Genomic DNA, 26,057 nt, shown 5'->3' on the forward strand with positions numbered 1-26,057 from the left:
GGTCGTGTGCCTCGCGCTAGTCGAGCGTGCGCCGGTAAAAGCGCACGGCGATCGCCATGACCGCGACCGTGAAGACGGCGAGCGGCCAGACCGCGGGCCACAGGTCGGTCCAGCCGTTGCCCTTGAGCAGGATGCCGCGCACGAGCCGGTTGAAGTACGTGAGCGGCAGCAGATTGCCGAGCCACTGCGCCCAGCGCGGCATGCCGCCGAACGGGAACATGAAGCCCGAGAGCAGCAGGCTTGGCAGGAAATAGAACATCGTCAGCTGCATGGCCTGCAACTGGTTCTGCGCGAGCGACGACAGCGTGATGCCCACCGTGAGATTAGCGGCGATGAACAGCAGCGCCGAAAGATAGAGCGTAACGAGGCCACCTGCGAACGGCACGTGAAAGACGTAGCGCGCGGCGAGCACGATGATGGTCGCCTGGATCAGCCCGATCGCCACGTACGGAATGATCTTGCCCGTCATCACTTCGATGGGCAGCACCGGCGTGGCGAGCAGGTTCTCCATCGTGCCGCGCTCGCGCTCGCGCGTGATGGCGAGGCCCGTCATCATCACCATCGTCATGGTGAGGATCACGCCCATGAGGCCGGGCACGACGTTGTATTGTGTGATGCCCTCGGGGTTGTAGAGCCGGTGCACCTGCACGTCGAACGCGGCGGGCGTGCCGTTCAGATGCGCGAGCGGACCGGTGAGGTCTTTCGCGGCCACGGGCGCGACCAGTCCGGGCAGCGCCGCGAGTGCGGTGGTGATGGCGGTGGGGTCGCTCGCGTCGGCTTCGACGAGCAGCGAGGGTCGTTCGCCGCGCAGCAGGCGCCGCGAGAAATCGACGGGAATGCTGAGCACGAACTGCACCGTGCCGCGCGCGAGCGCACGACGCGCCGAGGCTTCGTCGGGCAGCGTTTCGATCACGTCGAAATAGGCGGAATTACGCATGCCCGCGACGAAGCTGCGCGCGAACACGCTGTCCTCGCCCACGACGATGGCCGTGGGCAGATGCTTGGGGTCGGTGTTGATCGCATAGCCGAACAGCGTGAGCTGGATGATCGGCAGGCCAACGATCATCGCGAACGTGATGCGGTCACGCTTGAGCTGCAGGAACTCCTTGAGCACGATGCTCCACCAGCGCGCCACGGAAAACGGGAACGACGCGCTCACGACGTGACTCCGTAATTGTCCTGAGCATGGCTCATCAGGTAGATGAAGACATCTTCGAGACCGGTGTCGATGCGTTCCGCGCGTAGCGGCCGGCCTTCTACGGCGCGCTCGACCGCTTTGGCGAGCGCTGCGTGATCGCGTCCGCTCGCATGCAGCGCGGAGCCGAACACCACCGTCTGGTCGATGCCCGGCGCTTCGCGCAGCTGTGTGGCGAGTGCGCTGAGCCGCTCGCCATGAATCGCCCACGTTGCGAGGTTCTGTTCGGCGATGACCTCGGCGGCGGTGCCCTGCGTGAGCAGCTTGCCGTAGGCGATATAGGCGAGCTTGTGGCAGCGCTCGGCTTCGTCCATGTAGTGCGTGCTCACGAGCACCGAAATGCCCCGTGCGGCGAGCCGGTGCAACTCCTCCCAGAAGTCGCGGCGCGCGGTGGGATCGACGCCCGCCGTCGGTTCGTCGAGCAGCAGCAATTCGGGCTCGTGCAGCATGCAGGCCGCGAGCGCGAGCCGCTGCTTCCAGCCGCCCGAAAGCGCACCCGTGAGCTGGCTCGCGCGGCTGGCGAGCCCGAGCGATTCGAGCGCACGGTCGACGGTTTCGCGGCGGTTCGGCATCTGGTAGATGCGCGCAACGAAGTCGAGGTTCTCGCGGATCGTCAGGTCTTCCCAGTACGAGAAACGCTGCGTCATGTAGCCCACGTGACGCTTGATCTGCGCGCTCTCGCGCACGATGTCGTAGCCAAGGCAGGTGCCCGAACCGGAGTCAGGCGTGAGCAGCCCGCACATGAGCCGGATCGAGGTGGTTTTGCCGCTGCCGTTCGGGCCGAGAAAGCCGAAGATCTCGCCGCGCGCCACCCGCAGCGACACGTCGTTTACGACATGCTTGCTGCCGAAACGCTTGTTGAGATTGCGCACGTCGATGGCGTACTCGCCGGAAGGTTGATCAGGTGTGCTCATTGCAGCGTCACCTCGACCGGCTGACCCGGATGCAGCTTCACGGCGTCTTCTGCGGAAGGCCGCGCCTCGATCATGAATACGAGCTTCGCGCGGTTCTCGTTGCTGTAGATGACGGGCGGCGTATATTCGGCGGCGTTCGAAATCCACGTGATGGTGGCGGGCACCAGGGCGGCGCAGCCGTCGCAGCGCACGTTCACCTTGCGGCCGGGCGCGAGCGATCCGACGATCGTTTCCGGCACGAAGAAGCGCACCTTCACGTTCTGCGGCGGCAACATCTGCACGACGGGGTTGCCCGCCTGCACCCACTCGCCCACACGAAACAGCGTGTCGTAGACGAGGCCGCCGCTCGGCGCGCTCACGCGCTTCTGGTCGAGCCGCCATTGCGCCTGCGCAAGCGAGGCGCGCGCGGCCTCGACGTCGGCGGCCTGGGCGGCGATTTGCGCGCTACGTCCCGGCAGATTCGCCACGCGCACCTGGTTTTGCAGCTCGCGCACCTGGGCGGCCGTGGAGGCGGCCTGCGCGCGCGAGTCGTCGAGCTGCGCCTGTGCAATGCCGCCCGCGCGCAGTTGCGTTTCGTCGCGCGTGAGCTGGAGCGCGGCCTTGCGCGCGTTCGCCTCGGCCTGCGCGAGCTGCGCCTCGGTCACGCGCACTTCGGGCGGACGCTTGCCGGTCTGGAGGTCGGCGAGCTGCTGCTGTGCGGCCGTTAGCCGATGCTGTGCCTCGTCGCGCGCGGCCGCTTCTTCGACGGAGTCGAGCGCGAAGGCGGGCGCATTGGCGGCGACAGTCTGCCCGCGCTGCACGTCGAGGTGCGTGAGCGTGCCCGGCTGCGACGACGCGAGATAGACGTACTCGCCTTCGGCATAGCCCTGCCAGCCTGCCGGTCCATGCCGGGAACATGCGGCGAGCACGAGCGCCGCTGCGCATATGACGGCAAAGGGGCGCTTCATGACGCGTCCTCCTTGCGGCTCGCTGCTGCGCCCGTCACGCGGCGCGCCCGTGCGGCCTGCGGCGCGGGCCGCAAGGCCGCGCTCAACAGCGCACTCACGTGCCGATGCAGCGCCTCGCGCTCGATCTTCGGAAAGCCGCGCACACTTTGCCAGAGCTTCGAAGTGGCGAGCGGCAGCATGACGAGCGCGAGAATCGAGATGAAGAGCAGCGGCGCTTCCAGTTCGGCGTTGACGCTGCCGTCGCGCTGCGCCTCGTTGACGCGTGCGGCAAAGCGCTGCAATTGCTCGGTGGGCAGCCGCTTGAGCATGCGCTCGCGCAGCAGGCCACCTTCGTTGACGATTTCGCGCAGCCAGAGCGGCGGCAGCCAGGGCATGCGTGCGGTGACATCGAAGAGCCGCGCGACCAGTTCCTCCACGAGCGCGTGAGGGTCTTGCGCGAGGTCCCCCCGGGCGCTGTCCACACTCTCCCACACGAAGGCGATCGAGCGCGCAATGCGCTCTTCGACCACGGCGTCGAGCAGCTTTTCGCGGTTCGTGAAGTAGTAATGAACCATGGCGGACGTCACGCCTGCGGCCTCGGCGATCTGCGCCATGGTGGTGGCCGCGATGCCCTGCTCGCCGAACAGTTGCGTGGCGCTGGCGAGCAGCCGCTCGCGCATGTCGAGGTCGGCGGCGGCCACGCGGCGCCGGCCGCGCGGGCGGGGCGCAGCAGCAGCGGTGCGGGTGCGCGTGATCATCGCTCTACTTTAATTCACGCGTTAGTTAAATTCAAACTGTGCGCGCAATGGTTAACCCTGCGACGTTTTCTTGCAGGTTCTTTCAGATCTTTCCTATACAAAATCGCCGGCAGGTCGGTCAGGCTGTGAGATTCACGCTGAAGGGTCAAACAAATACGCCACCATGGAACAGAAAATGAAACGCGTCGTCGTCATCGACGACCATCCGATTGTGCTGAAGATGCTCGCCAACGTACTCAATACGGAGTACGAACTGGTGGGCGAGTGCAGCGACGGCGAAGCGGGCCTGCGTCTTGCACAGGAATTGCATCCCGACCTGGTGATTCTCGACCTCGAGTTGCCGAAGCTCGACGGCCTTTCCGTCATCCGTGGCATTCGCGCGACGCAGCCCGGCGCGCGCATTCTCGTGCTCTCTGCGAAGCCCGAGCTGGTCATGGCCAATCACACGCGCATCGCGGGCGCGAACGGCTATGTCAACAAGAATCGCGGTGTGGAGGAACTGTGCGGTGTGGTCAAGGCGGTCTTGCTCGGCTACGACTGCTTCCCGGCGGGCAGCTGCGGCGGCGGCCGCGACGTGGCGCTCAACGGGCTGTCGCCTCGTGAAGTCGAAGTCCTGCAGTATCTCGCGCGCGGTTTGAGCAACAAGGGTATCGCGGCTCGGCTCGGGCTTTCCGATAAAACCGTCAGCACCTATAAGACCCGCGTGCTGGACAAGCTCGGCGTGTCGTCACTTGCGGCGTTGATCGAGTTCGCGACGTTGAACAAGCTGATCGAATAGCCCGACCCGAAGCACAGCCGAAAAAAAAGCCCGACTTGCGTCGGGCTCCAAGTGTGACCGCACCCGTTGCCGGGCGCGGCACCTGCAAAAAACTGCGTACTTACGCTGCGAGCAGCGAGCGCAGCACGAACGGCAGAATGCCGCCGTGCTTGTAGTAGTCGACTTCGATCGGCGTGTCGATGCGCAGCAGCACCTGCACGCGCTGATCCTTGCCGTCCTTGTGGTGGATCACGAGCGTCAGGTCCTGTTGCGGCTTGAAGTCGTCCGTCAGGCCTTCGATATCGAACGTTTCTTCGCCGCTCAGGCCGAGCGACTGAACGCTGTCCGAACCCTTGAACTGCAGCGGCAGAACGCCCATGCCGACGAGGTTCGAGCGGTGGATACGCTCGAAGCTGCGTGCGACCACGGCCTTCACGCCCAGCAGTTGCGTGCCCTTGGCTGCCCAGTCACGCGACGAACCCGTGCCGTACTCTTCGCCTGCGAACACCATGGTCGGCGTGCCGGCGTCGATGTACTTCATCGCTGCATCATAGATCGAGAGCTGTTCGCCGCTCGGCTGATGGATCGTCAGGCCGCCTTCCACGCGCGTGCCGTCGGCCTTCGCCGGGATCATCAGGTTCTTGATGCGCACGTTCGCGAAGGTGCCGCGCATCATCACGTCGTGGTTGCCGCGGCGCGAGCCGTAGCTGTTGAAGTCGGCCTTCTGCACGCCGTTCTCCTTCAGCCACTTGCCTGCGGGCGAGTCTTCCTTGATCGAGCCGGCCGGGCTGATGTGGTCGGTCGTGACCGAGTCACCGAAGATGCCCAGGGCGCGCGCGCCCTTGACTTCGGGCACTGCCGACGACGGCGTCATCGAAAAATTGCTGCCGAAGAACGGCGGCTCGGCGATGTAGGTCGACTTCGGCCAGTCGTAGACCTGACCTTCTTCGCCTTCGATCTTGCTCCACAGGTCGCCCTTCTTCGTGAGCTGGCTGTAGTTCTTCTGGAACGCGTCCGGATCGAGCGCGAACTTGAGCAGCGCGTTGACTTCGTCGCTCGTCGGCCAGATGTCGCCGAGGTAGATGTCACGGCCGCCCTTGCCCTTGCCCACCGGTTCCGTCATCAGGTCGCGCGTGATGTTGCCCGCGATCGCGTAAGCGACGACCAGCGGCGGCGAGGCCAGGAAGTTCGCGCGGATGTTCGGGTGGATACGCGCTTCGAAGTTGCGGTTGCCCGAGAGCACCGCAGCCGCGACGACGTCGTTCTTGACGATCGATTCGTTGAGTTCGGCCGTCAGGTCGCCGGCGTTGCCGATACAGGTCGTGCAGCCGTAGGCCGCGAGTTCGAAGCCGAGCTTCGAGAGGTAGGGCAGCAGGCCCGTCTTCGTCAGGTATTCCGTGACGATGCGCGATCCCGGCGCGAGCGACGTCTTGATGTGCGGCGCGACCGTCAGGCCCGCTTCCACGGCCTTCTTCGCGAGCAGGCCGGCGGCCAGCAGCACGCTCGGGTTCGAGGTGTTGGTGCACGACGTGATCGCGGCGATCAGCACGTCGCCGTTGTGCAGCTTGACCTTGTCGCCCGCCGCGTATTCGGCGGAAAGGTCGGCGGCCTTCTTGTTGAAGCCGTTTTCCGCGACCGGCTTCGAGAACAGGTCCGTGAAGGTCGACTTCACGTTGCCGATTTCGATGCGGTCTTGCGGGCGCTTCGGACCGGCCAGCGACGGCGCGACCGTGCCGAGGTCGAGGACGAGCGTCTTCGTGTAGTCGATGTCGCCGGCCTTCGGCACGCCGAAGAGGTCCTGCGCCTTGAAGTAGTTCGCGAATGCGTCGATTTCGGCTTCCGTGCGGCCCGTGCCCTTGAAGTAGTCGATCGTCTTTTCGTCGACAGGGAAGAAGCCCATCGTTGCGCCGTATTCCGGCGCCATGTTGCCGATGGTCGCGCGGTCGGGCACGCCGATCGACGCCGTGCCTTCGCCGAAGAACTCGACGAACTTGCCGACGACCTTCTCCTTGCGCAGCATTTCGGTGATGGTCAGCACGAGGTCGGTGGCCGTGCAGCCCTCGCGCAGCTTGCCCTTGAGCTCGACGCCCACCACGTCAGGCGTGAGGAAGTACACCGGCTGGCCGAGCATGCCGGCTTCCGCTTCGATGCCGCCCACGCCCCAGCCCACCACGCCGATGCCGTTGATCATCGTGGTGTGGCTGTCGGTGCCGACGAGCGTGTCGGGGTAGTAGACGGTATCGCCGCCTTCGGCCTTCTTGTGCACGCCGCGTGCGAGGTATTCCAGGTTCACCTGGTGGACGATTCCGATGCCCGGCGGCACGACCTTGAACGTGTCGAACGCCTGCATGCCCCACTTCATGAACTGGTAGCGCTCGTTGTTGCGCTGGAATTCCAGTTTCATGTTCAGGTCGAGCGCGTCCTTCTGGCGGAAGTAGTCGATCTGGACCGAGTGGTCGACGACGAGATCCACCGGCACGAGCGGCTCGATGACCTTCGGGTCACGGCCGACCTGCTTGGCCACGCCGCGCATGGCGGCGATGTCGGCGAGCAGCGGCACGCCCGTGAAGTCCTGCAGCACGACGCGGGCGACCACGAACGGGATTTCGTCGACGCGCGTGGCGTTCGGCTTCCAGTTCGCGAGTTGCTCGATGTGCTCTTCCGCGATCTTCTTGCCGTCGTAGTTACGCAGCACAGACTCGAGCACCAGACGGATCGAGACCGGCAGACGATGGATCTTCACGCCAAGCTGCTTGCCGAGTTGCGGCAGCGAGTAGAACTTGCCTTTGCCGGAACCGCTGTCGAATTCTTTTAGCGTTTTGTGGAGATTGTGGGCCATAGTGTTTTCCTTCGTTTAATCGCGGAAATAACGCTTACTGCTCGTTTGCTGCTGTCACGGATACCTGCCTGATTGCTCAGATCACATACATGTCGACGTACTCGTTGACGGGCAGGGCGCAAAGCCGCGCCTCGTCGAGCGAGACATCGAGAATCGCCTGCTGCTGCTTCGCGGGGAAGCGGCGCGCAAGGTTGATTCGAAACTTCTCGATCAGCAGCGGAATGCCTTCTTCGCGGCGCCGCTTGTGGCCGATCGGGTACTCCACGACGACCTCGTCGAGCGTCGTGCCGTCGCTGAGCTCTATGGTGAGCGCATTCGCGATCGAGCGCTTGTCCGGATCGTGATAATCCTGCGTAAATTGCGGGTCTTCCACGCATACCGTCTTCGCGCGCAGCGCGTCGATGCGCGGGTCGCCCGCGACGTCGTCTTCGTAGTCGGAGGCGGTGAGGCGGCCGAAGATCAGCGGCACGGCGACCATGTACTGAATACAGTGGTCGCGATCGGCCGGGTTGGCAAGCGGCCCGCTCTTGTCGATGATGCGGATGGCCGCTTCATGCGTGCGGATGGTGATGCGCTTGATGTCCCCAGCCGTTTTGCCGCGTTGCGCGAGCACGCCGTGCAGCGTCATCGCGGCTTCGGCGGCGGTCTGCGCGTGGAATTCGGCGGGGAAAGAAATCTTGAACAGCACGTTTTCCATCACATACGTGCCGTAGGGGCGCTGGAACCTGAACGGCTGTCCCTTGAACGAGACGTCGTAGAAGCCCCACGTTTTTGCCGTGAGCGCCGAGGGATAGCCCATCTCGCCCGTTTTCGCCATGAGCGCGAGGCGCACGGCGCGCGAGGTCGCGTCGCCTGCGGCCCACGACTTGCGCGAGCCCGTATTGGGCGCGTGGCGGTAGGTGCGCAGCGACTGGCCGTCGACCAGCGCGAGCGAAACGGCGTTGATCAGCTCGTCGCGCGTGAGCCCGAGCATTTGTCCGACCACGGCGGTCGAGGCGAGCTTCACGAGCAGCACGTGGTCGAGACCGACCTGGTTGAACGAGTTTTCCAGCGCAATGCAGCCCTGGATCTCGTGCGCCTTCACCATGCCTTCGAGCACATGCTGCATGGTGAGCGGCGACTTGCCCTGGGCGACGGCGGTGCGCGAGAGCCAGTCGGCGGTCGCGAGGATGCCGCCCAGGTTGTCCGACGGATGGCCCCATTCGGCGGCGAGCCAGGTGTCGTTGAAGTCGAGCCAGCGGATCATCGCGCCGATGTTGAACGCGGCCTGAACCGGATCGAGCTGGAATGACGTGCCCGGCACCTTCGCACCGTGCGGGACGATCGTGCCCGGCACGATCGGTCCCAGCAACTTGGTGCAGGCGGGGTAGGAGAGCGCCTCGAGTCCGCAGCCGAGGGTATCGATCAGGCAATGCCGGGCCGTCGTCAGCGCGAGCGCGCTGTCAACCCGGAAACCCAGCACATAGTCGACGATATCGACCAGTACCTGGTCCGGCTGCGGCCTGACGTTGGAGATCAGGGCGGACATCGAGGCGATCCTGCGGTCCTTACTGGCCCGCGGCGCCGCTGGCGGCTGCCGGAGCGCGGGTAGCCGGGTTCAGCGCTTGAGCCTGGGTCGGCGCCATTGCGCCTTGCTGCATTGCAACAGTTTTGCACTCGTCGGCCAGACGCGAGCTGTCCTTGTCCGAGAACAGCATGGCCTTCGTCGGGATCACGACGAGGTCGAGGCCGGTGGCGGCGTCGTGGAAGCGGTCGGCGCCCGTGGTCGTGACCTGACGCGGCAGGTTGTAGTTCTTGTTCGCCCAGTGAACGGTGACGATCTGGTCACGTGCCATGTCGCCCTTCAGGTCGAACTGTGCGCCTTCCGCGCAGCTCCAGTGCTCCGAGCCTTCCGGGACCGGATCGACCTTCGCTTCCTTGGCCGGGTTGGCCTTGCGCTTGATGATGCGATGCTTCGGAGCCGGCTTCTTGGCGGTCGTGGTCGACGTGCCTTGTGCGGCGGCGTCGGTGGCAGCCAGCATCAGCGTCGAGGACAGCGTGCCGATAACAGCGGCGATCAGCAGTTTCTTCATGAGTGTCAAACCTTTATCTATCTAAAAGCGGTTGATCAGTGCGCGGTTGAACAGGCAACCGCCGTTTGCACTGCGCGCGCCCCGAAAGCGCGCAGCGGACGCTATTTTCACCTATTTATCGCCATGAACTTCAATTTCTCCGGCCCGGTGTTGTTTGCAGCCTGGTTCGCAAGTAACTGCCTGTAACTGTCCGTGACTGCCGTCGCTGCGCTATGCGGTGCGAGATCCGCCAGGTTGCCCGGGCGCGGTACGCTGAAAACGTTTTCTGCGTCCGTTCGCGGCGCGCATCAGGCCGACTCCTGCGTGAGCTCGCCTGGTGCGAACAGCGGCGCCGCCTCGGCCGGCACGGCGCGGCCCGTGGCGCGCGCGCGGCGCAGCACCGACCAGTAATAGCGATAGCTCGCGCGGTCGTGCAGCGTGTCGCCGTGGCGTGTCGGACCCCATTGCGCGTGTTGCGCGGCCAGCAGGATTTCGGCGGCCAGCGCAATTTCTTCGTCGCGCGGCGCGAAAGCGGCGACGATCGCGGGAATCTGCGCCGGGTGAATGCTCCACATGCGCGTGTAGCCGAACTCGTTGCGTGCGCGGCGCGCGTCGTTCGCCACCACGTCCATGTCGCGCACTTCCGTGCTGACATTGTGCGAGGGCACGCGGCCGAACGCGTGGCACGCGGCCGCGATTTCGAGCTTCGCGCGGCGCACGAGCGGGTGGTCGAACTGGCCGGGCGAGCGCATGGCCGTGTCGGGAATCGCGCCGTCGTGCGCGGAGACGAAGTCCATCAGCCCGAAGCTAAGCGACTCGACCCCGCGCAGCGCGGCGAGGTCGAACACGCGCGCGAGTGCGCCATGCGTTTCGACGAGCAATTGAACGGGAATGGGCTGGTCGATGCCCATCTCGACGCGCGTGGCTTCGATGAACGCCGTCATTTCGGCGGCGTCGCCCACGGCGCGGATCTTCGGCACGGTGATGAAGGCCGGCGCGCGCTTCGCGGCGCGCAGGATCATGCGCACGTCGTCGCGCCAGTGCGGGTGATGGAAATCGTGGATGCGTACGCCGACGCGCCCGAACCGGTCGTGTTCGCCGCCGATGAACGACGCCACGAGTTCGGCGTGTTCGGCCTCGCGGCCCACCTGCGCGCCGTCTTCGCAATCGAGCGTGATGTCGAAAACCGGGCCCAGCTGCTGCTGCAGCGCGAGCGATTTGAGCATCAGCTTCTCACTGCCCGCGTAGTGGTCGCATGCGGGCAGGATGGCGGGCGGCGCTTCGCCGTCAAACAGCACTTCGGCTGGCAGAATGGCGCGCATCTTCGGCGTCGGGAGTCGAGTTTTGTAGGAGATACCGGATTCGCATGCGCCCTGCCGGCAAGGCAAGGCGCATGCGGATCGGGCGGCACCCTGGCCGGCCCGCATGGAACGGGCCGCTCAGGTCGGGCTGCGGAGGCTGTCCGCGTGCCCATAAAGCAGAACGGAACGGGCGTCAAACGCGCGTTCCGTTCGTCCAGCTGGCTTACTTGCCGAGCAGGTGAGCGACGCCTTCGCGCTCTTCGAGCAGCTCGTTGAGCGTGCCGTCCATCTTCTCGCGCGAGAACGCGTCGATTTCGAGGCCTTCCACGCGCTTGTACTCGCCGTTTTCGCAGGTCACCGGCACGCCGTAGATGATGTCTTCGGGAATGCCGTACGAGCCGTCCGACGGGATACCCATCGTGACCCACTTGCCGTTCGTGCCGAGGACCCAGTCACGCACGTGGTCGATCGCTGCGTTGGCGGCCGAAGCTGCCGACGAGAGGCCGCGCGCTTCGATGATCGCCGCGCCGCGCTTGCCGACCGTCGGGATGAACGTGTTGCGGTTCCATTCGTCGTCGTTGATCAGCTTGGTCAGCGACTGGCCTTCCGCCGTTGCGACACGGAAGTCGGGGTACATCGTCGGCGAGTGGTTGCCCCACACGGCGAGCTTCTCGATCGAAGCGACCGGCTTGCCCGATTTGGCGGCCAGTTGCGAGAGCGCGCGGTTGTGGTCCAGACGCAGCATGGCGGTGAAGTTCTTCTTCGGCAGGTCCGGAGCCGACTTCATGGCGATGTACGCGTTCGTGTTGGCCGGGTTGCCGACGACCAGCACCTTCACGTCGCGGCTGGCGACGTCGTTCAGCGCCTTGCCCTGAACCGTGAAGATTTCGGCGTTGGCCGAGAGCAGGTCCTTACGCTCCATGCCCTTCGAGCGCGGACGTGCGCCAACCAGCAGGGCGACGTCGGCGTCCTTGAACGCGACCTTCGGGTCGTCGGTGATGACCACGCCCGCGAGCAGCGGGAATGCGCAGTCGTCCAGTTCCATCACGACGCCCTTGACGGCGGCTTGCGCTTGCGGCAGGTCGAGCAGTTGCAGGATGACGGGCTGATCCTTGCCGAGCAGGTCGCCATTCGCAATGCGGAACAGCAGGGAGTAAGCGATCTGACCTGCGGCGCCGGTGACGGCAACGCGCTTTGCGGGCTTAGCCATTGAAAATCTCCAGGAAGATGCGTTAGACGCCAGGGTAAAACGCCATTCTATATGCGCGATACACGAAGCGTAGGTGAAACAGGCGGTCTTGATCGCCGGCGTGCGCGCTTCACTGGAACAACCATGACTGACAAGCCGTGAAGCGTGCGCCGCCGGCATGGACCGCCGTGCCGGTAACCTGTGCAACATGGCAAGAGGTGAACGGGGCGCCCTTCGAGGGACACCAGACGCTGGCCGCTTCGCGTGTGCCGACTCCTGCAACAGCTCGCTCGGGCTCTCCCACAGACGCGCGGCGCGCAACGACTCACGCGTGCCGGCTGGGCGGATCGAAACCTCTACTGCGTTTACTGCGTGAGGGAACAGCATCGTGCAAGGCGGCTCGCGGCGCATTCGCCACGAGGTGGATGCAGCCGGCGGCGCCTCTTCGTCATGCCGCTTTCATGTCCTGAAATTAGCATGCAGGCCGCCCGCAAACCCTTGCTCGATCGGGAGTGTAGGAGTCGTCAGGGTCAAAGTCAACAGTATCTTATGTCTTATATAAGACATAACTATTGCAGGCAAAATGCTTGATGCGTAGGGGGCTTTATGTTGAAATGCGCGCCATGAGTGCAAACCCGGCCAGCAACGCGAATTCCACCGCTCCCGAGAGCGGGGCTCAAGCGTCTGCGCCCGCGGTGCCGCCGTCCCCGACCTTCAGTCCGCTGTACCAGCAGATCAAGGGGCTCATCACACAGAGCCTTGAGTCCGGCGAATGGAAGCCCGGCGAAATCATCCCCAGCGAAGTCGAACTGGCCGCCCGTTACAAGGTGAGCCAGGGGACCGTACGCAAGGCGATCGACGAGCTGGCTGCCGACAATCTGCTGGTGCGCCGCCAGGGCAAGGGCACGTTTGTTGCAACGCACAACGAAGAACGCGCCCAGTTTCGCTTTCTCAGGTTACTCGCCGATGACGGCGCGGAACACCCGCACGTGAGCAAGCTGCTCGAGTGCCGGCGCCTGCGCGCTTCGGCCGAGATCGCGCGCCAGCTCGACCTCAAGCCCTCGGACCCGGTGGTGCTGATCCGGCGTCTGCTGCAGTTCGACGGCGAAAGCACCGTGCTCGACGAGATCTGGCTGCCCGGCGGCGTGTTCCGCGGGCTGACGAGCGAGCGCCTCGCCGAGTACAAAGGCCCGCTCTACGCCATGTTCGAGGCGGAATTCGGCACGCGCATGATTCGTGCGACCGAGAAGATCCGCGCCGTGGCCGCGGAGCCCACGGTGGCCGATCTCCTCAAGGTGCCGGCAGGTTTTCCTTTGCTATCGGTCGAGCGGGTGTCCTATACCTATGGAGACCGGCCGGTCGAGGTACGCCGCGGATGGTATGTCACAACCGGGTACTACTATCAGAATGATTTGAGTTGACGGGCGACCGCGCAAAAGGCGCGGAGCCCTTTCCCAGAGTGCCTTTGCTTGCGCGCACCACCAGCCGTACCCGACGTGGATTTCGCTGCAGCGCGATATGAAAAGGCGCTAAAATTGCGAATTAGTGTTAACACATAGTAGGGGTCTAGCATGGCAGAAGCCGCAAAAAAACCGAGGCCGGAATACCGGAACATCGGGCTTGGGCAGATATTGTTCGCATACCGCCTGCCTCTGGCCGGTCGTGTGTCGATCGGCCACCGCATCAGCGGTGTGTTGTTGTTCCTGTTCCTGCCTTTCATCTTGTTCCTGTTGGACCAGAGCCTCACTTCGGAGCTTAGCTTCGAGGTCTTCAAGGGCTTCCTCTCGAACATCATCGTCAAGCTCATCGTGCTGGTCCTCGGGTGGGCGTTCCTGTTTCACTTCTGCGCTGGCGTGCGTCACCTGTGCATGGACTTCAACCATGGCCTCGTGAGCAAGGAAAAAGGCAAGTCGACCTCCCTCGTCGTCGTGATCATCTCCACGGTCCTCACGATCGCCTTTGCGGCAAAACTCTTCGGAGCGTTCTAAAAAATGTCGGCTAATAACGGTATCGGTCCGAAGCGCCTTGTCGTCGGCGCTCACTACGGCATTCGCGACTGGATCGCACAACGCGCCACCGCCGTGATCATGGCGATCTACACGATCGTGCTGCTCGTCCTGTTCTTCGGCGCGCACGACTTCTCGTATGACGGCTGGGCCTCGATCTTCGCCGCGCAGTGGATGAAGCTCGCGACGTTCGTCACCCTGATCGCGCTGTTCCTGCACGCGTGGGTCGGTGTGCGTGACATCTGGATGGACTACATCAAGCCGGTCGGCCTGCGCATCACGCTGGACGTCCTCACGATCGCATGGCTGCTGGGCAGCCTCGGCTACGCCGCTCAGATTCTCTGGAGAGTGTAAAAGAATGGCTGCAATCAAGAATTCATTGCCGCGTCGCAAGTTCGACGTGGTCATCGTCGGTGCTGGCGGCTCGGGGATGCGCGCTTCGCTGCAACTCGCGCGCGCTGGCCTGTCGGTTTGCGTGCTCTCGAAGGTGTTCCCCACGCGTTCGCACACGGTGGCGGCGCAGGGCGGCATCGGCGCCTCGCTCGGCAACATGAGCGAAGACAACTGGCACTACCACTTCTACGACACGATCAAGGGCTCCGACTGGCTCGGCGACCAGGACGCGATCGAGTTCATGTGCCGTGAAGCGCCGAACGCCGTGTACGAACTCGAACACATGGGCATGCCGTTCGACCGTAACGCCGACGGCACGATCTACCAGCGCCCGTTCGGCGGCCACACGGCCAACTACGGCGAGAAGCCGGTTCAGCGCGCCTGTGCTGCTGCTGACCGTACCGGCCACGCGCTGCTGCACACGCTGTACCAGCAGAACGTCGCGGCGAAGACCACGTTCTTCGTCGAATGGATGGCACTCGACCTGATCCGCGACGCCGACGGCGACGTGCTCGGCGTGACCGCGCTCGAAATGGAAACGGGCGACGTCTACATCCTCGAAGGCAAGACCACGCTGTTCGCCACGGGCGGCGCGGGCCGGATCTTCGCGGCATCGACCAACGCGTTCATCAACACCGGTGACGGCCTTGGCATGGCGGCCCGTTCGGGCATCGCGCTGCAGGACATGGAGTTCTGGCAGTTCCACCCGACCGGCGTGGCCGGCGCGGGCGTGCTGATCACGGAAGGCGTGCGCGGCGAAGGCGGCATTCTGCGTAACTCGAACGGCGAGCGCTTCATGGAGCGTTACGCGCCGACCCTGAAGGACCTGGCGCCGCGCGACTTCGTTTCGCGTTCGATGGACCAGGAAATCAAGGAAGGCCGTGGCGTGGGTCCGCACAAGGACCACGTGCTGCTCGACCTCTCGCACATCGGCGCCGAGACGATCATGAAGCGTCTGCCGTCGATCCGCGAAATCGCGCTCAAGTTCGCGAACGTGGACTGTATCAAGGAGCCGATCCCGGTCGTGCCGACCATCCACTACCAGATGGGCGGCATCCCGACGAACATCAACGGCCAGGTCGTTGGCACGCCGAAGGGTCACGAAGAAGTCGTCAACGGCTTCTACGCCGTGGGCGAATGCTCGTGCGTCTCGGTGCACGGCGCGAACCGTCTCGGCACGAACTCGCTGCTCGACCTCGTGGTGTTCGGCCGTGCGGCTGGCAACCACATCGTCAAGCACGTCAAGGAACTCAAGGAGCACAAGCCGCTGCCGGCCGACGCCGCCGACTTCGCGCTCTCGCGCCTCGCCGAGCTCGACAAGTCGACTTCGGGCGAGTACGCGCAAAGCGTCGCGAACGACATCCGCGGCTCGATGCAGAAGCACGCAGGCGTGTTCCGCACCTCGAAGCTGCTCGCAGACGGCGTGCAGGACATCGCGCAGATCGCCGAGCGCGCGAAGCACATCCACCTGAAGGACAAGTCGAAGGTGTTCAACACGGCGCGCGTGGAAGCGCTCGAAGTGGCGAACCTGGTCGAAGTTGCGCGCGCAACGATGGTTTCGGCTGAAGCCCGCAAGGAAAGCCGTGGTGCGCACGCACAGAGCGACTTCGAACACCGCGACGACGAAAACTGGCTGCGCCATACGCTCTGGTTCAGCGAAGGCGACCGACTCGAATACAAGCCGGTCCACATGCAACCGCTGACCGTCGAGTCCGTGCCGCCGAAGGCGCGTACGTTCTAAGGCACACGCCAGTCAAAAGGAATTGGAAATGGCCAAACGCATTTTTGAAGTCTATCGCTACGACCCGGACAAGGACGCGGCGCCGCGCATGCAATCGTACGAGCTGGAAATCACGCACGAGCGCATGCTGCTCGACGCGCTGGTCAAGCTCAAGGAACTGGACGAAACGCTGTCGTTCCGCCGTTCGTGCCGTGAAGGCGTGTGCGGTTCGGACGCCATGAACATCAACGGCAAGAACGGTCTTGCGTGCCTCACGAACCTGAACGACCTGCCGGCGAAGATCGTGCTGCGTCCGCTGCCGGGCCTGCCCGTCGTGCGCGACCTGATCTGCGACTTCACGCAGTTCTTCAACCAGTACCACTCGATCAAGCCGTACCTGATCAACGACACGCCGCCGCCCGAGAAGGAGCGTCTGCAGTCGCCTGAGCAGCGTGACGAACTCGATGGCCTGTACGAGTGTATTCTGTGCGCAAGCTGCTCGACTTCGTGCCCGAGCTTCTGGTGGAACCCGGACAAGTTCGTCGGCCCGGCAGGTCTGCTGCAGGCTTACCGCTTCATCGCGGACAGCCGCGACGAAGCGACCGGCGAGCGCCTCGACAACCTCGAGGACCCGTACCGTCTGTTCCGTTGCCATACGATCATGAACTGCGTCGACGTTTGCCCGAAGGGCCTGAACCCGACGAAGGCGATCGGCAAGATCAAGGAACTGATGTTCCGCCGCGCGGTTTGATGTTGCTGTTCTGAAATGGAATCGCACCAGTCTGACCCCCATCGCCGCGCGCGCCTTCGCTGGCGCGCGCGGCGCGGCCTGCTCGAAAATGATCTGATTTTTGAGCGGTTTTTCGAGCGCTATGAGCATGAACTCAGCGACGCCGACGTGGGTGCTCTCACGCGCCTGCTCGAGCTGAGCGATAACGACCTGATGGACTTGCTGCTCGCGCGCAAGGAACCAGAAGGCGACCTTGCCGACCCGGACGTGAAGCGGGTGCTGGAGCTGCTTCGGAACGTCTGAGCGCGGCGGCGCGCAGTCATGTCGACTGTCGCCGCGCCGGACGTACAAAACTATCGAATCCCGTGTTTATCTTCGATTGAGGATGTGCTATGACCCCGTCTGATGTAAAAGCCACGCTATCGTTCAGCGACAATTCGCCGAGCGTCGAACTGCCGATCTACAAGGGCACGATGGGCCCGGATGTGATCGACATCCGCAAACTGTACGGTCAGACCGGCAAGTTCACGTATGACCCGGGCTTCATGTCGACGGCGTCGTGCAACTCGGCGATCACGTACATCGACGGGGACAAGGGCGAGCTGCTCTACCGCGGCTACCCGATCGACAACCTCGCGCAAAACGCCGACTTCCTCGAAACCTGCTACCTGCTGTACCGCGGCGAACTGCCGAACGCGGCCCAGAAGGAAGAGTTCGTGAAGACCGTCACGCAGCACACGATGGTTCACGAGCAGATGCAGTTCTTCTTCCGCGGCTTCCGTCGCGATGCGCACCCGATGGCGATTCTCGTCGCCGCAGTCGGCGCGCTGTCGGCGTTCTATCACGACTCGCTCGACATCAACAACGCGAAGCACCGCGAAGTTTCGGCGATCCGCATGATCGCGAAGCTGCCGACGCTCGTCGCCATGGCGTACAAGTACTCGATCGGCCAGCCGTTCGTGTATCCGCAGAACAATCTGTCGTACAGCGCGAACTTCATGCGCATGATGTTCTCGAACCCGTGCGAAGAGTACAAGGTCAACGACGTGCTCGTGCGCGCGCTCGACCGTATCCTCATCCTGCACGCCGACCACGAGCAGAACGCTTCGACCTCGACGGTGCGTCTGGCTGGCTCGTCGGGCGCGAACCCGTTCGCGTGTATCGCTGCTGGTATCGCCTGTCTGTGGGGCCCTGCGCACGGCGGTGCGAACGAAGCCGCACTGAACATGCTGGAAGAAATCGGTTCGCCGGACAAGATTCCTGAGTTCATCAAGCAGGTGAAGGACAAGAACTCGGGCGTGAAGCTGATGGGCTTCGGCCACCGCGTGTACAAGAACTACGACCCGCGTGCGAAGCTCATGCGCGAAACGTGCTACGAAGTGCTGAACGAACTCGGTCTGCACGACGATCCGCTCTTCAAGCTCGCCATGCAGCTCGAAAAAATCGCGCTGGAAGACGAATACTTCGTGTCGCGCAAGCTGTACCCGAACGTCGACTTCTACTCGGGTATCGTGCAGCGCGCGCTGGGCATCCCGACCTCGATGTTCACGTGCATCTTCGCGATGGCGCGTACGGTGGGCTGGATTGCGCAGTGGAACGAAATGATCGCCGACCCCGAGCAGAAGATCGGCCGTCCGCGTCAGCTGTTCATCGGCGAAACGCCGCGCGAAGCGAAGCCGATCGCGCAACGCTAAGCAGTTTCGCTTTGCCACGGCGCGCGCTCGATCACGCGCCGCGTGCTAGCTCTCATGCAAACGCCCCGACGGGTTATCGCCCGTCGGGGCGTTTTCTATTTGAACCTGCGGACGCGCTCAAATCCAGCCGTCGATCTTCAGCCCGCTCGCCGCTTCCGCTTCTTCGCGCGTGACCTCGCGCACCGTCTCGCCGAAGCTCCACACGTGGCCTTCGGGGTCGCATGCCACATAGACGCGGTCGCCGTAGAACTGATCCGCCGGCTCGCGGATGATCTTTGCCCCGGCGGCGCGGGCGCGTTCGCAATGCGCGTCGAGGCCGCTTTTCAACTGCACGTGCACGGACTGCGTGTTCTTGCCGTCCGCGTCGGCCGGGCTCGCGTAGGGCATGCCGGGCCAGCCGCTACAAATCATCACGTAGCCGTCCCCAAAGCGCATTTCCGAGTGACCGAGCTTCCCGTCCGGCGACGTGACGACGAACTGGCGCGTAAAGCCGAACGCCTTTTCGAGCCAGTCGAGCGCGGCGAACGGATCGCGATAGTAAATGGCAGACCCAAAGGCCGGACGCGGCGAGGTGTTGCTCATGCTTGTCTCCTGAGCTGTCTATGTGACGAATCTAGCACCAGTGTGGTGCGACTGCGCGCAGCGCGCTCACGTGCGGCCATTACCTCCGACGTAATCGTCAGCCCACACGGCATCGACGACGATGTCGCTCATCGGCACACCCTACCCGCAAGGAGCGACGACCATGGCAACTTTCAACGCCCGCCAACCCGGCTACATCCGCATCGACGACGATACCGCGCTGCACTATCGCGACTGGGGCGATGGCGCACCGCTCGTGTTCCTTTCGGGCTGGACGCTCAACGCCGACATGTGGAACTACCAGTGCGCGCCGCTCGCGGCCGCGGGCTTTCGCTGCGTGGCCTACGACCGCCGCGGGCATGGCCGCTCCAGCGACCCGGGCCGCGGCTATGACTACGACACGCTCGCCGACGATCTCGAAGCCGTACTCGCCGCCCGAGGTCTGGAGCGAGTTACGCTGGTCGGCCATTCGTTCGCGAGCGGCGAGATCGTGCGTTATTTGAGCCGCCACGGCTCTCGCCGCGTGGCGGGCATCGTGCTGGTTTCGCCGGCGTCGACGCCGTGCTTGCTCAAGACTGCTGACAATCCCGGCGGGCTCGATGCGAGCCTCTTCGAAGCGTCCATCGACGAGATGCTCACGTCGTTTCCCGACTGGATCTCGCGGCGCGCCGAAGCTTACTTCAGCCCCGGTACGTCGCAGGCGGTCATTCAGTGGACGGCCGACATGATGCTGGACACGTCGCTCTATGGCGCGGCGCAACTGTCGCGCGTGCAGATGGTCACCGACTTCCGCCGCGAACTGGCCGCGATCGACGTGCCGGCGCTCGTGCTGCACGGCGACTGCGATGCCTCGGCGCCGCTCGAGATCACCGGCCGCCCCACGGCGGCGGCGCTCGAACACGCGACGCTGAAGGTGTATGAAGGCGGCACGCATGGCATGTACTTCAACCACGCCGCGCGGGTGAACGACGATATCCGCGCGTTCGCCACGCGGTGGCAGGCGTGAAATGCGACACGGCCAGCTGGCGAATACACGTCGCGGATACAAGTCGTAATCAGGGCCCGGCCGCTCGTGCCGGGCGCAAAGGAATAGCGCCCCTGCGCCCCTCGTTTTGCAGATGACACGCGGCCGGCGCGAGCCCGCTCACGCGCCGCGTGCCAGGCGTACCGATGGAGTCTTCACGGCCAAGGCGCACAGCCCGTGCGCCGCGAGGCCGGTCCGTCGAGAGGGGCGACATCATGCGCAAACTTCTCGCCTTCACGGCGCTGGCCGGTCTGCTGAGCGCGTGCACGACACCGGTCGCGTCGCAGCAGCCCGCGGACGCGTCGTATTACCCGCCACCGCCCGACTGCCGCACCGTCACCGGCACTGCCGAGATCGACGGCACGCCGCAGGTGATCAGCGGCCTCGCCTGCCTGCAGCCCGACGGCACCTGGCAGATCGTGCAGGGTAACGACGGCACCCAGGTCTACCCCATGGCATGGAACGACGCGACGACCTGGTACGCCGGCCCATGGTACGGCTGGTGGCCGCCGGTGTTCGTGGGCGGCTCGTTCGTGTTCGTCGATCACTTCCATCACTTTCATCACATGGATCACGTCTTTCCAGGCGGCCCGCATATGCATCCGGTGCCAGGCATGCATGGCGGATTTCATGGCGGCTTCCATGGCGGCTTCCACGGGGGTCATGGCGGCGTCTGGAGCGGGACGGGTGGCATGCACGGCGGCTCGCATCGCTGAAACACATCGCACAGCCTGATTTGCGCACGGCGAATCCTTTATGATGGAGCGCGCCTTCCCACCCGAGACGCTCCATGTTTTTCGCCGCGCATTCCCTGCATCGCCGCCTGAGCATTGCGATCGGCACGCTCGCGATCCTCGTCGGCGTGCTGGGTGCGCTCGGCACCTTCCTCGTCGTGCGCAGTCTCGCCGCCGAGTTCAACACGACGCTGCGCGACGCCGCCGCGCACGTGCAGACCGGCGTGCCGCATCGCGCGATCGAGCCGCGCGGCGACAGCGACGCCGCCGACAATTTCGTCGTGCAGATCTGGTCCGCCGACGACGGCGAAGTCCCGAGCCGCACGAGCAACGCGCGTATCGCGTTGCCGCGTGCGCAAAGCGGCTTCTCGTCGGTCGATTACGACGGTGAGTCCTGGGACGTGTTCGCGCTCGCCGCCGGCGACGAATACATTCAGGTGGCCGAATCGCGCAGCATGCGCAATCGCAACGCCTTGCGCGTGGCGTCCTGGAGCCTGCTGCCCGTGCTCGCGCTGCTGCCGCTGCTCGCGCTCACGATCGCGGTGACGGTGCGCGTTTCGCTGCGGCCGCTGGAGCGCGTCGGGCGGCGTGCGGCGAAGGTCGATCTGCACGACCTCAAGCCGCTCGAAGTGGGGCAGGCGCCCGTCGAGCTGCGGCCCTTCGTCGAGTCGATCAACCGCATGATCGAGCGCCTTTCCGTGCTCGTGAATGCCGAGCGCATGTTCATCGCCGATGCCGCGCACGAACTGCGCTCGCCAATCTCCGCCATGCAGTTGCAGATCGACAACCTGCGCAATGCGCCTCCCGAACAGTACCCCGAGCGCTTCGAGGAGCTGCGCCGCGGCATCGTGCGCACCGGGGCGCTCGTTTCGCAGCTGCTCGGTCTGGCGCGCGCCGAAATCGGCAGCACGCAACGCGTGCTGACGGAGGTGCCGCTCGCGCAAGTCGTCACGGACGTACTGGCCGACCTGCTGCCGCTTGCCGACGCGCGCGACGTCGATCTCGGCGTGACGCGCCTCGACGACGTGACGGTGCGCGCCACCGAGACCGACATGCGCGTGCTCGTGCGCAATCTCGTGGACAACGCGATCCGCTATGGCCACCCAGGCGCGAACGTGGACGTGGCGGTGCGCCGCGAGGACCAGGGCGTCGTCATCGACGTCACCGATAACGGCCCCGGCATTGCGGAGGCCGATCTGCCGCGCGTGTTCGACCGGTTTTTCCGCGCGGGCGGTCATCGGGGCGACCCGCGGGGTGAGCACGACTCGCACGGCAGCGGCCTCGGCCTCGCCATCGCGCAGGCGGTGGCGCGCAGTTATCGCGGGTGCGTGACGCTCGCGAACCGGCGCGACGGGCAAAGCGGCATCGTCGCGCGTATCGAACTACCGCGCGCGTGAGCGTCGCGTCGATCCAGCGAACGCGGGTCAGGCAAAATCCGGGAAAGCATGCGAAACAAAGGAAGGACACGATGCGCATTCTGCTGATCGAAGACGATCTGCTGATCGGCCCGGCGCTGCTGCGCGCGTTGAAGGACGCGTCGTACAGCGTCGACTGGGTGCGCACGGGCGAGAGCGGCCGCGACGCCATTCGCGACGGCTCGTATACGGCGGTGCTGCTCGACCTGGGGCTCGGCGACATGAGCGGGCTCGACGTGCTGCGTGCGCTGCGCGAGTCGCAGGACGCCACGCCCGTGCTCATCATCACCGCGCGCGACGACGTGGACACGCGCGTGGAAGGCCTCGATCTCGGCGCCGACGACTATCTCGTGAAGCCATTCGAGAGCAAGGAGCTGCTCGCGCGCATCCGCGCCGTGGTGCGGCGCAAGTCGGGCTTTGCCTCGCCGACCATGGGCAGCGGCCGCGTCACGCTCGACATGAATGCGCGCCGCCTCATGTTCGATGGCCAGTCCGACGATCTCTCCGCGCGCGAATATGCACTCATGCTCGCGCTGCTCGAGCGGCCGGGCGCGATCCTGTCGCGTCAGCAAATCGAGGAGCGGCTCTATGGCTGGGGCGAGGAAGTGGAAAGCAACGCGGTGGACGCCGTGATCTACAGCGTGCGCCGCAAGTTCGGGCACGCGGTGATCCGCAATGTGCGCGGGCTCGGCTGGGCCGTGTGCGTGTGAGCGTCTGCGCAATCGAAGAAAAAAGCGCGCAAAAAAGCTGCGCGCTGTAAAAACCGCGGCGAGCGCGGGGCTCGCCGCGTGGCGCGATGCGCGGGGGAAGGACACGCATCGCGCTCGAACTTACGCCAGCAGGCGCTGCCAGGGTTCCTTCTGCCACGCACGGCTAAGCGAGGCGAGCAGAGCGACTTCGCTCTCGGCCACGTGCCGGTCCGAATACACGGCCACATGGCACAGATTCAGCACTTCGGCACGCAGCGCGGGATCGTCGAGCTCGCGCATCACCTGCTGCATCACGTCGGAGTCGAGCTTGCACGCATCGCTCCAGTTCAGGTGCGAAGTGGTCTGCAAGTCTTCGCACAGGCCCTTGAGGATGTCGCCGAATTCGCCGGGCGCGAGGCCGAGCCGGTCGGCAAGGCGCGCACGATGGACGGCTGCAAGCTCCTCGCTGCTCAGGTGGCCGTCTGCGAGCAGCGCGACGGCGACGATCCGGCCCGCGGCTTGCGGGCTGTTGCAGATGTAGGTACGCATGGTCAGGAATCCTCTTGAAACGTGATGTCGATAAAACGGCAGGCGGAGCAGCGGCTCAGTCGAAGATGTCCTGCAGCCACGACTTGCGACGGTGGCCGTTGCCGCGGTAGCTTTCGTGAGCGCGGCGCGGGGCATAGTCGCCGTGCTTCGAACCGTGCTGGCGGAATGCCTGTGTATCGTCTTCGTTGCGATAGTGCCGGTTGCCGCTGCGTTCGATCAGCTTGTCGAGTTCGCCGCGATCGAGCCAGACGCCGCGACACTGCGGGCAGTAGTCGAGTTCGACGCCCTGACGCTCGGCGAGCGAGAGGGTGACGTCAGGGCAGTTGGGGCATTTCATGATGCGCTCCGTGATGAGTGACAGGTCATCGAGGCCGTTGCCGTCTTGTGTGGAGGGCAACGCGGCCTCGATGGAAACCATCCTGGCAGAGCAAAATGAGCGAAGAATGAGGAGCGCGCGGGGCGCTCTGTTCGCGTCCGGTTCGGCCTCAGGACGTGCCGAGCGTGTCCTTCGGCTTCTGCGTCTTGACGAGCGACACCACCACGCCGCCCGCGAGCAGCGCGGCGGTCACGCCAAGGCTGAACAGGGCGGGAATCTTGCCGATGATGCCCACCAGAAAGATCTTCGCGCCGATGAACACCAGCACGAGCGCGAGCGCATGCTTGAGGTAATGGAAGCGATGCGCCATGGCTGCGAGCGCGAAGTAGAGCGCGCGCAGGCCGAGCACGGCGAAGATGTTGCTCGTATAGACGATGAACGGATCGGTCGTGATCGAGAAAATCGCCGGGATCGAATCGACGGCGAAGATCAGGTCGGCGAACTCGATCAACAGGAGCGCGAGCAGGAGCGGCGTGGCGAGCAGCGCGGGTTTGCCGGTGCGCGGATGCGCTTGCCTCACGAGGAACGCGCGACCCTCGAGCTGCGGCGTGACCGGCAACTTGCGGCGCAGCCAGCGCAAGAGGGCGCTGTCGTTCATGCCGGGCTCGTCCTTCGGGCCCAGCAGCATCTTCACGCCGGTCACGGCGAGAAACACGCCGAACACGTACAGCATCCACTCGAAGTGCGTGACGAGCGCGGCCCCGAGCCCAACCATCACTGCGCGCAGCACCAGCACGCCGACGATGCCCCAGAACAGCACGCGATGCTGAAGCTGGCGCGGCACGGCAAGCGCACCGAAGATCGACGCGATCACGAACACGTTATCGAGCGACAACGACTTTTCGATCAGGTAACCGGTGATGTACTCGGTAGCGGGCTGCGCGCCGAGCTGCCACCAGACGAAGCCGCCGAACAGCACGCCCACGGCGACATAGCCGAGCGAGAGCCAGAGACTTTCGCGGATGCCGATTTCGTGGTCGTCACGGTGCAGCACGCCGAGGTCGAGTACGAGCAGCACGATCACCACCGCGAGGAAGGCGATCCAGAGCCACGCGGGCTGACCGAGGAAGGAGGCCGTGGCGATCGGCGCGAGCATGGTCGATCCTTTGAACGTAGAGGGAAACGCGGCCCGCGTGCGCGGTTTTTGCGGGCACAAGCGGCCGACTGGGCCTGGCGCCCAGACGGTCAAGGATAGTGGCGAAGAATGAGCGGTAAATGAGCGGCGGCCGGGCAGGCGCCTTCTCGCGCGACATGCGCCGGCCTGACGCCGGTCAGGCGGCCGGCCACGCTAGAACTGGTAATTGATCGAGACGTCGCAAACGCCGCCTGTCTTCGACTGGATGATCGGGCTGTGCGAGGCGCTGCCGAGCAGGCGCTTGATGGCGCCGTCCGCGCTCACGAACCAATGTTTGTTGACGAAGTACACCATCGTGATGCCGAAGCCAGCCGACTTGAGGCCCGCGCTCGCGTCGTACTGACGGTAACCCGACGCGGCCGCCTGCTGCGGCGTCACGCCAAACCAGCTCTGCATGTAGTTCGAGTCGGCGAACGTGACCGAGGGGCCGGCGAACCAGTAGAAGTTCTGGTTGCTGCCCGGCAGCGGCATATAGGCGCCGAGATCCGCGGTCCAGCCATTCGAACCGCCGAAACTGCGCGTGAAGGCGGTGCGGAACACGAGCGGAAAGTCCTTCGAAATCACGTACTCGCCGGCGATCTTCAATTCCGGCGCCGGGTTGATGTTGCCCATGCCGTGCAGCCGCGTCGGGTCGTCCTGGCCGCGCCGCCCGAGGTCGTAGACCCCGGCGACGCTCACGCGCCAGTTCGGGCCCTGCAGAACGTTGGCGCCGAAGCCTTCGCCCGTCGAGCCGAACAGGATGTCCTTGTAGCGCAGGTCGATGCTGGGCCCGACCAGCGTGTGATAGCGGTCCGAGCCGTCGTAGCGCGGTTCGAAGGTCGCGCCCACGCCGAGCCGCGCCTCGAAGTCGGGACGGTTCGGCTGAAACATCTTTTCGAGCGGAATGCCTGCGGAATATTGCCATTCGCCGAGCGGCGAGGGGGTCTGCGCCTCGGCGCGCGGGGCGAGCGCGGCGAGGGCGCATGCCGCGGCGGCGAGCGACGCACGCTGCGTGACCCGCGAGCGGCGCGGCGCTGCTGGTTTTATTCTGCTTTTTCGTTGTTGCGCAGTGCGGATTGCGAGTGGCATGAAGCCTCCGGG

At 64.8% G+C, this 26,057-nt stretch carries 26 protein-coding genes; 12 read left to right on the forward strand and 14 right to left on the reverse strand.

Features of this window, described 5'->3' with window-relative positions:
- Window positions 1–16: 16 nt before the first annotated feature.
- The 4 genes from AB4Y35_RS02435 to AB4Y35_RS02450 are packed head-to-tail and all read right to left on the reverse strand — an operon-like array spanning window position 17 to window position 3,793.
- Window positions 17–1,159: an ABC transporter permease gene (locus tag AB4Y35_RS02435; RefSeq protein WP_368689262.1), complete on the reverse strand. Its 1,143-nt coding sequence runs from the start codon at window positions 1,157–1,159 to the stop codon at window positions 17–19.
- Window positions 1,156–2,109, reverse strand: a complete 954-nt coding sequence (locus tag AB4Y35_RS02440; protein ID WP_368703194.1) for an ABC transporter ATP-binding protein — start codon at window positions 2,107–2,109, stop codon at window positions 1,156–1,158. The genes AB4Y35_RS02435 and AB4Y35_RS02440 overlap by 4 nt, the downstream gene beginning before the upstream one ends.
- Window positions 2,106–3,056: an HlyD family secretion protein gene (locus tag AB4Y35_RS02445; RefSeq protein WP_368703195.1), complete on the reverse strand. Its 951-nt coding sequence runs from the start codon at window positions 3,054–3,056 to the stop codon at window positions 2,106–2,108. Before AB4Y35_RS02445 ends, AB4Y35_RS02440 begins: the two co-directional genes overlap by 4 nt.
- The gene (locus AB4Y35_RS02450) at window positions 3,053–3,793 is read right to left on the reverse strand and encodes a TetR/AcrR family transcriptional regulator (RefSeq protein WP_368703196.1); all 741 of its coding nucleotides are present in this window, start codon (window positions 3,791–3,793) and stop codon (window positions 3,053–3,055) included. The genes AB4Y35_RS02445 and AB4Y35_RS02450 overlap by 4 nt, the downstream gene beginning before the upstream one ends.
- Window positions 3,794–3,968: 175 nt before the next feature.
- Between AB4Y35_RS02450 and AB4Y35_RS02455 the strand changes: the two genes are divergently transcribed.
- On the forward strand, window positions 3,969–4,571 hold the full coding sequence (locus AB4Y35_RS02455) for a response regulator (protein WP_368703197.1): 603 nt from the start codon (window positions 3,969–3,971) through the stop codon (window positions 4,569–4,571).
- Window positions 4,572–4,671: 100 nt separating this feature from the next.
- On the opposite strand, the gene acnA is transcribed toward AB4Y35_RS02455, so the two are convergent.
- The 5 genes from acnA to AB4Y35_RS02480 form a co-directional block, all read right to left on the reverse strand.
- Window positions 4,672–7,389 (reverse strand): aconitate hydratase AcnA, encoded by a 2,718-nt coding sequence (gene acnA / locus AB4Y35_RS02460; RefSeq protein WP_368703198.1) that lies wholly within the window; start codon window positions 7,387–7,389, stop codon window positions 4,672–4,674.
- A gap of 76 nt (window positions 7,390–7,465) precedes the next feature.
- Window positions 7,466–8,917, reverse strand: coding sequence for a bifunctional 2-methylcitrate dehydratase/aconitate hydratase (locus AB4Y35_RS02465; protein ID WP_368703199.1), 1,452 nt, complete (start codon window positions 8,915–8,917; stop codon window positions 7,466–7,468).
- Window positions 8,918–8,936: 19 nt separating this feature from the next.
- A complete protein-coding gene (locus AB4Y35_RS02470; protein WP_342918523.1) occupies window positions 8,937–9,461 on the reverse strand; it encodes a hypothetical protein in 525 nt (174 codons plus the stop codon).
- Window positions 9,462–9,748: 287 nt separating this feature from the next.
- Window positions 9,749–10,762, reverse strand: a complete 1,014-nt coding sequence (locus AB4Y35_RS02475) for a CoA ester lyase (RefSeq protein WP_368689269.1) — start codon at window positions 10,760–10,762, stop codon at window positions 9,749–9,751.
- 202 nt (window positions 10,763–10,964) lie between these two features.
- Window positions 10,965–11,951, reverse strand: a complete 987-nt coding sequence (locus AB4Y35_RS02480) for a malate dehydrogenase (RefSeq protein WP_254337501.1) — start codon at window positions 11,949–11,951, stop codon at window positions 10,965–10,967.
- A gap of 602 nt (window positions 11,952–12,553) precedes the next feature.
- Between AB4Y35_RS02480 and AB4Y35_RS02485 the strand changes: the two genes are divergently transcribed.
- The 7 genes from AB4Y35_RS02485 to gltA all read left to right on the forward strand — a co-directional run bounded on the left by AB4Y35_RS02485 (window position 12,554) and on the right by gltA (window position 18,473).
- A complete protein-coding gene (locus AB4Y35_RS02485) occupies window positions 12,554–13,351 on the forward strand; it encodes a GntR family transcriptional regulator (RefSeq protein WP_342918525.1) in 798 nt (265 codons plus the stop codon).
- A 150-nt stretch (window positions 13,352–13,501) separates the two neighbouring features.
- Complete coding sequence (gene sdhC, locus AB4Y35_RS02490) at window positions 13,502–13,918, forward strand: succinate dehydrogenase, cytochrome b556 subunit (RefSeq protein WP_133183855.1); 417 nt, start codon at window positions 13,502–13,504, stop codon at window positions 13,916–13,918.
- A 3-nt stretch (window positions 13,919–13,921) separates the two neighbouring features.
- Window positions 13,922–14,290, forward strand: a complete 369-nt coding sequence (gene sdhD, locus AB4Y35_RS02495; protein WP_042273220.1) for a succinate dehydrogenase, hydrophobic membrane anchor protein — start codon at window positions 13,922–13,924, stop codon at window positions 14,288–14,290.
- Between the two features lie 4 nt (window positions 14,291–14,294).
- On the forward strand, window positions 14,295–16,070 hold the full coding sequence (sdhA, locus tag AB4Y35_RS02500; protein ID WP_368703200.1) for a succinate dehydrogenase flavoprotein subunit: 1,776 nt from the start codon (window positions 14,295–14,297) through the stop codon (window positions 16,068–16,070).
- A 28-nt stretch (window positions 16,071–16,098) separates the two neighbouring features.
- On the forward strand, window positions 16,099–16,800 hold the full coding sequence (locus tag AB4Y35_RS02505; protein WP_133183858.1) for a succinate dehydrogenase iron-sulfur subunit: 702 nt from the start codon (window positions 16,099–16,101) through the stop codon (window positions 16,798–16,800).
- Between the two features lie 15 nt (window positions 16,801–16,815).
- The gene (locus tag AB4Y35_RS02510) at window positions 16,816–17,082 is read left to right on the forward strand and encodes a succinate dehydrogenase assembly factor 2 (RefSeq protein ID WP_028202905.1); all 267 of its coding nucleotides are present in this window, start codon (window positions 16,816–16,818) and stop codon (window positions 17,080–17,082) included.
- Window positions 17,083–17,171: 89 nt separating this feature from the next.
- Window positions 17,172–18,473, forward strand: coding sequence for a citrate synthase (gltA, locus tag AB4Y35_RS02515; RefSeq protein ID WP_368703201.1), 1,302 nt, complete (start codon window positions 17,172–17,174; stop codon window positions 18,471–18,473).
- Between the two features lie 117 nt (window positions 18,474–18,590).
- Here the strand turns inward: gltA and AB4Y35_RS02520 are convergent, their stop codons facing one another.
- Window positions 18,591–19,055 (reverse strand): VOC family protein, encoded by a 465-nt coding sequence (locus tag AB4Y35_RS02520; RefSeq protein WP_342918529.1) that lies wholly within the window; start codon window positions 19,053–19,055, stop codon window positions 18,591–18,593.
- A gap of 163 nt (window positions 19,056–19,218) precedes the next feature.
- On the opposite strand from AB4Y35_RS02520, the gene AB4Y35_RS02525 reads away from it, so the two are divergent.
- The 4 genes from AB4Y35_RS02525 (at window position 19,219) to AB4Y35_RS02540 (ending at window position 22,938) form a co-directional block, all read left to right on the forward strand.
- On the forward strand, window positions 19,219–20,061 hold the full coding sequence (locus tag AB4Y35_RS02525; RefSeq protein ID WP_368703202.1) for an alpha/beta fold hydrolase: 843 nt from the start codon (window positions 19,219–19,221) through the stop codon (window positions 20,059–20,061).
- A gap of 233 nt (window positions 20,062–20,294) precedes the next feature.
- Window positions 20,295–20,795, forward strand: a complete 501-nt coding sequence (locus tag AB4Y35_RS02530) for a hypothetical protein (protein WP_368703203.1) — start codon at window positions 20,295–20,297, stop codon at window positions 20,793–20,795.
- A gap of 74 nt (window positions 20,796–20,869) precedes the next feature.
- Window positions 20,870–22,210, forward strand: a complete 1,341-nt coding sequence (locus AB4Y35_RS02535; RefSeq protein WP_368703204.1) for a sensor histidine kinase — start codon at window positions 20,870–20,872, stop codon at window positions 22,208–22,210.
- A 71-nt stretch (window positions 22,211–22,281) separates the two neighbouring features.
- Complete coding sequence (locus AB4Y35_RS02540) at window positions 22,282–22,938, forward strand: response regulator transcription factor (protein ID WP_368689276.1); 657 nt, start codon at window positions 22,282–22,284, stop codon at window positions 22,936–22,938.
- Window positions 22,939–23,058: 120 nt separating this feature from the next.
- On the opposite strand, the gene AB4Y35_RS02545 is transcribed toward AB4Y35_RS02540, so the two are convergent.
- The 4 genes from AB4Y35_RS02545 to AB4Y35_RS02560 form a co-directional block, all read right to left on the reverse strand.
- A complete protein-coding gene (locus AB4Y35_RS02545) occupies window positions 23,059–23,466 on the reverse strand; it encodes a TerB family tellurite resistance protein (RefSeq protein WP_368703205.1) in 408 nt (135 codons plus the stop codon).
- Window positions 23,467–23,521: 55 nt separating this feature from the next.
- The gene (locus AB4Y35_RS02550) at window positions 23,522–23,803 is read right to left on the reverse strand and encodes a zf-TFIIB domain-containing protein (protein ID WP_324158658.1); all 282 of its coding nucleotides are present in this window, start codon (window positions 23,801–23,803) and stop codon (window positions 23,522–23,524) included.
- Between the two features lie 148 nt (window positions 23,804–23,951).
- Complete coding sequence (locus AB4Y35_RS02555; RefSeq protein WP_368703206.1) at window positions 23,952–24,938, reverse strand: TerC family protein; 987 nt, start codon at window positions 24,936–24,938, stop codon at window positions 23,952–23,954.
- A 192-nt stretch (window positions 24,939–25,130) separates the two neighbouring features.
- A complete protein-coding gene (locus tag AB4Y35_RS02560; RefSeq protein WP_368703207.1) occupies window positions 25,131–26,045 on the reverse strand; it encodes a MipA/OmpV family protein in 915 nt (304 codons plus the stop codon).
- Between the last annotated feature and the right edge of the window lie 12 nt (window positions 26,046–26,057).

Origin of the sequence: Paraburkholderia sp. EG286A (genome assembly GCF_040965375.1) — a bacterium.
Lineage (GTDB): Bacteria > Pseudomonadota > Gammaproteobacteria > Burkholderiales > Burkholderiaceae > Paraburkholderia.

Excerpts from the sequence above, each read along its gene's own strand:
- AB4Y35_RS02440 (WP_368703194.1), bottom strand. The coding sequence starts at position 2,109 with ATGAGCACACCTGATCAACCTTCCGGCGAGTACGCCATCGACGTGCGC.
- AB4Y35_RS02445 (WP_368703195.1), bottom strand. The coding sequence starts at position 3,056 with ATGAAGCGCCCCTTTGCCGTCATATGCGCAGCGGCGCTCGTGCTCGCC.
- AB4Y35_RS02450 (WP_368703196.1), bottom strand. The coding sequence starts at position 3,793 with ATGATCACGCGCACCCGCACCGCTGCTGCTGCGCCCCGCCCGCGCGGC.
- AB4Y35_RS02455 (WP_368703197.1), top strand. The coding sequence starts at position 3,969 with ATGAAACGCGTCGTCGTCATCGACGACCATCCGATTGTGCTGAAGATG.
- acnA (WP_368703198.1), bottom strand. The coding sequence starts at position 7,389 with ATGGCCCACAATCTCCACAAAACGCTAAAAGAATTCGACAGCGGTTCC.
- AB4Y35_RS02465 (WP_368703199.1), bottom strand. The coding sequence starts at position 8,917 with ATGTCCGCCCTGATCTCCAACGTCAGGCCGCAGCCGGACCAGGTACTG.
- AB4Y35_RS02470 (WP_342918523.1), bottom strand. The coding sequence starts at position 9,461 with ATGAAGAAACTGCTGATCGCCGCTGTTATCGGCACGCTGTCCTCGACG.
- AB4Y35_RS02475 (WP_368689269.1), bottom strand. The coding sequence starts at position 10,762 with ATGCGCGCCATTCTGCCAGCCGAAGTGCTGTTTGACGGCGAAGCGCCG.
- AB4Y35_RS02480 (WP_254337501.1), bottom strand. The coding sequence starts at position 11,951 with ATGGCTAAGCCCGCAAAGCGCGTTGCCGTCACCGGCGCCGCAGGTCAG.
- AB4Y35_RS02485 (WP_342918525.1), top strand. The coding sequence starts at position 12,554 with ATGAGTGCAAACCCGGCCAGCAACGCGAATTCCACCGCTCCCGAGAGC.
- sdhC (WP_133183855.1), top strand. The coding sequence starts at position 13,502 with ATGGCAGAAGCCGCAAAAAAACCGAGGCCGGAATACCGGAACATCGGG.
- sdhD (WP_042273220.1), top strand. The coding sequence starts at position 13,922 with ATGTCGGCTAATAACGGTATCGGTCCGAAGCGCCTTGTCGTCGGCGCT.
- sdhA (WP_368703200.1), top strand. The coding sequence starts at position 14,295 with ATGGCTGCAATCAAGAATTCATTGCCGCGTCGCAAGTTCGACGTGGTC.
- AB4Y35_RS02505 (WP_133183858.1), top strand. The coding sequence starts at position 16,099 with ATGGCCAAACGCATTTTTGAAGTCTATCGCTACGACCCGGACAAGGAC.
- AB4Y35_RS02510 (WP_028202905.1), top strand. The coding sequence starts at position 16,816 with ATGGAATCGCACCAGTCTGACCCCCATCGCCGCGCGCGCCTTCGCTGG.
- gltA (WP_368703201.1), top strand. The coding sequence starts at position 17,172 with ATGACCCCGTCTGATGTAAAAGCCACGCTATCGTTCAGCGACAATTCG.
- AB4Y35_RS02520 (WP_342918529.1), bottom strand. The coding sequence starts at position 19,055 with ATGAGCAACACCTCGCCGCGTCCGGCCTTTGGGTCTGCCATTTACTAT.
- AB4Y35_RS02525 (WP_368703202.1), top strand. The coding sequence starts at position 19,219 with ATGGCAACTTTCAACGCCCGCCAACCCGGCTACATCCGCATCGACGAC.
- AB4Y35_RS02530 (WP_368703203.1), top strand. The coding sequence starts at position 20,295 with ATGCGCAAACTTCTCGCCTTCACGGCGCTGGCCGGTCTGCTGAGCGCG.
- AB4Y35_RS02535 (WP_368703204.1), top strand. The coding sequence starts at position 20,870 with ATGTTTTTCGCCGCGCATTCCCTGCATCGCCGCCTGAGCATTGCGATC.
- AB4Y35_RS02540 (WP_368689276.1), top strand. The coding sequence starts at position 22,282 with ATGCGCATTCTGCTGATCGAAGACGATCTGCTGATCGGCCCGGCGCTG.
- AB4Y35_RS02545 (WP_368703205.1), bottom strand. The coding sequence starts at position 23,466 with ATGCGTACCTACATCTGCAACAGCCCGCAAGCCGCGGGCCGGATCGTC.
- AB4Y35_RS02550 (WP_324158658.1), bottom strand. The coding sequence starts at position 23,803 with ATGAAATGCCCCAACTGCCCTGACGTCACCCTCTCGCTCGCCGAGCGT.
- AB4Y35_RS02555 (WP_368703206.1), bottom strand. The coding sequence starts at position 24,938 with ATGCTCGCGCCGATCGCCACGGCCTCCTTCCTCGGTCAGCCCGCGTGG.
- AB4Y35_RS02560 (WP_368703207.1), bottom strand. The coding sequence starts at position 26,045 with ATGCCACTCGCAATCCGCACTGCGCAACAACGAAAAAGCAGAATAAAA.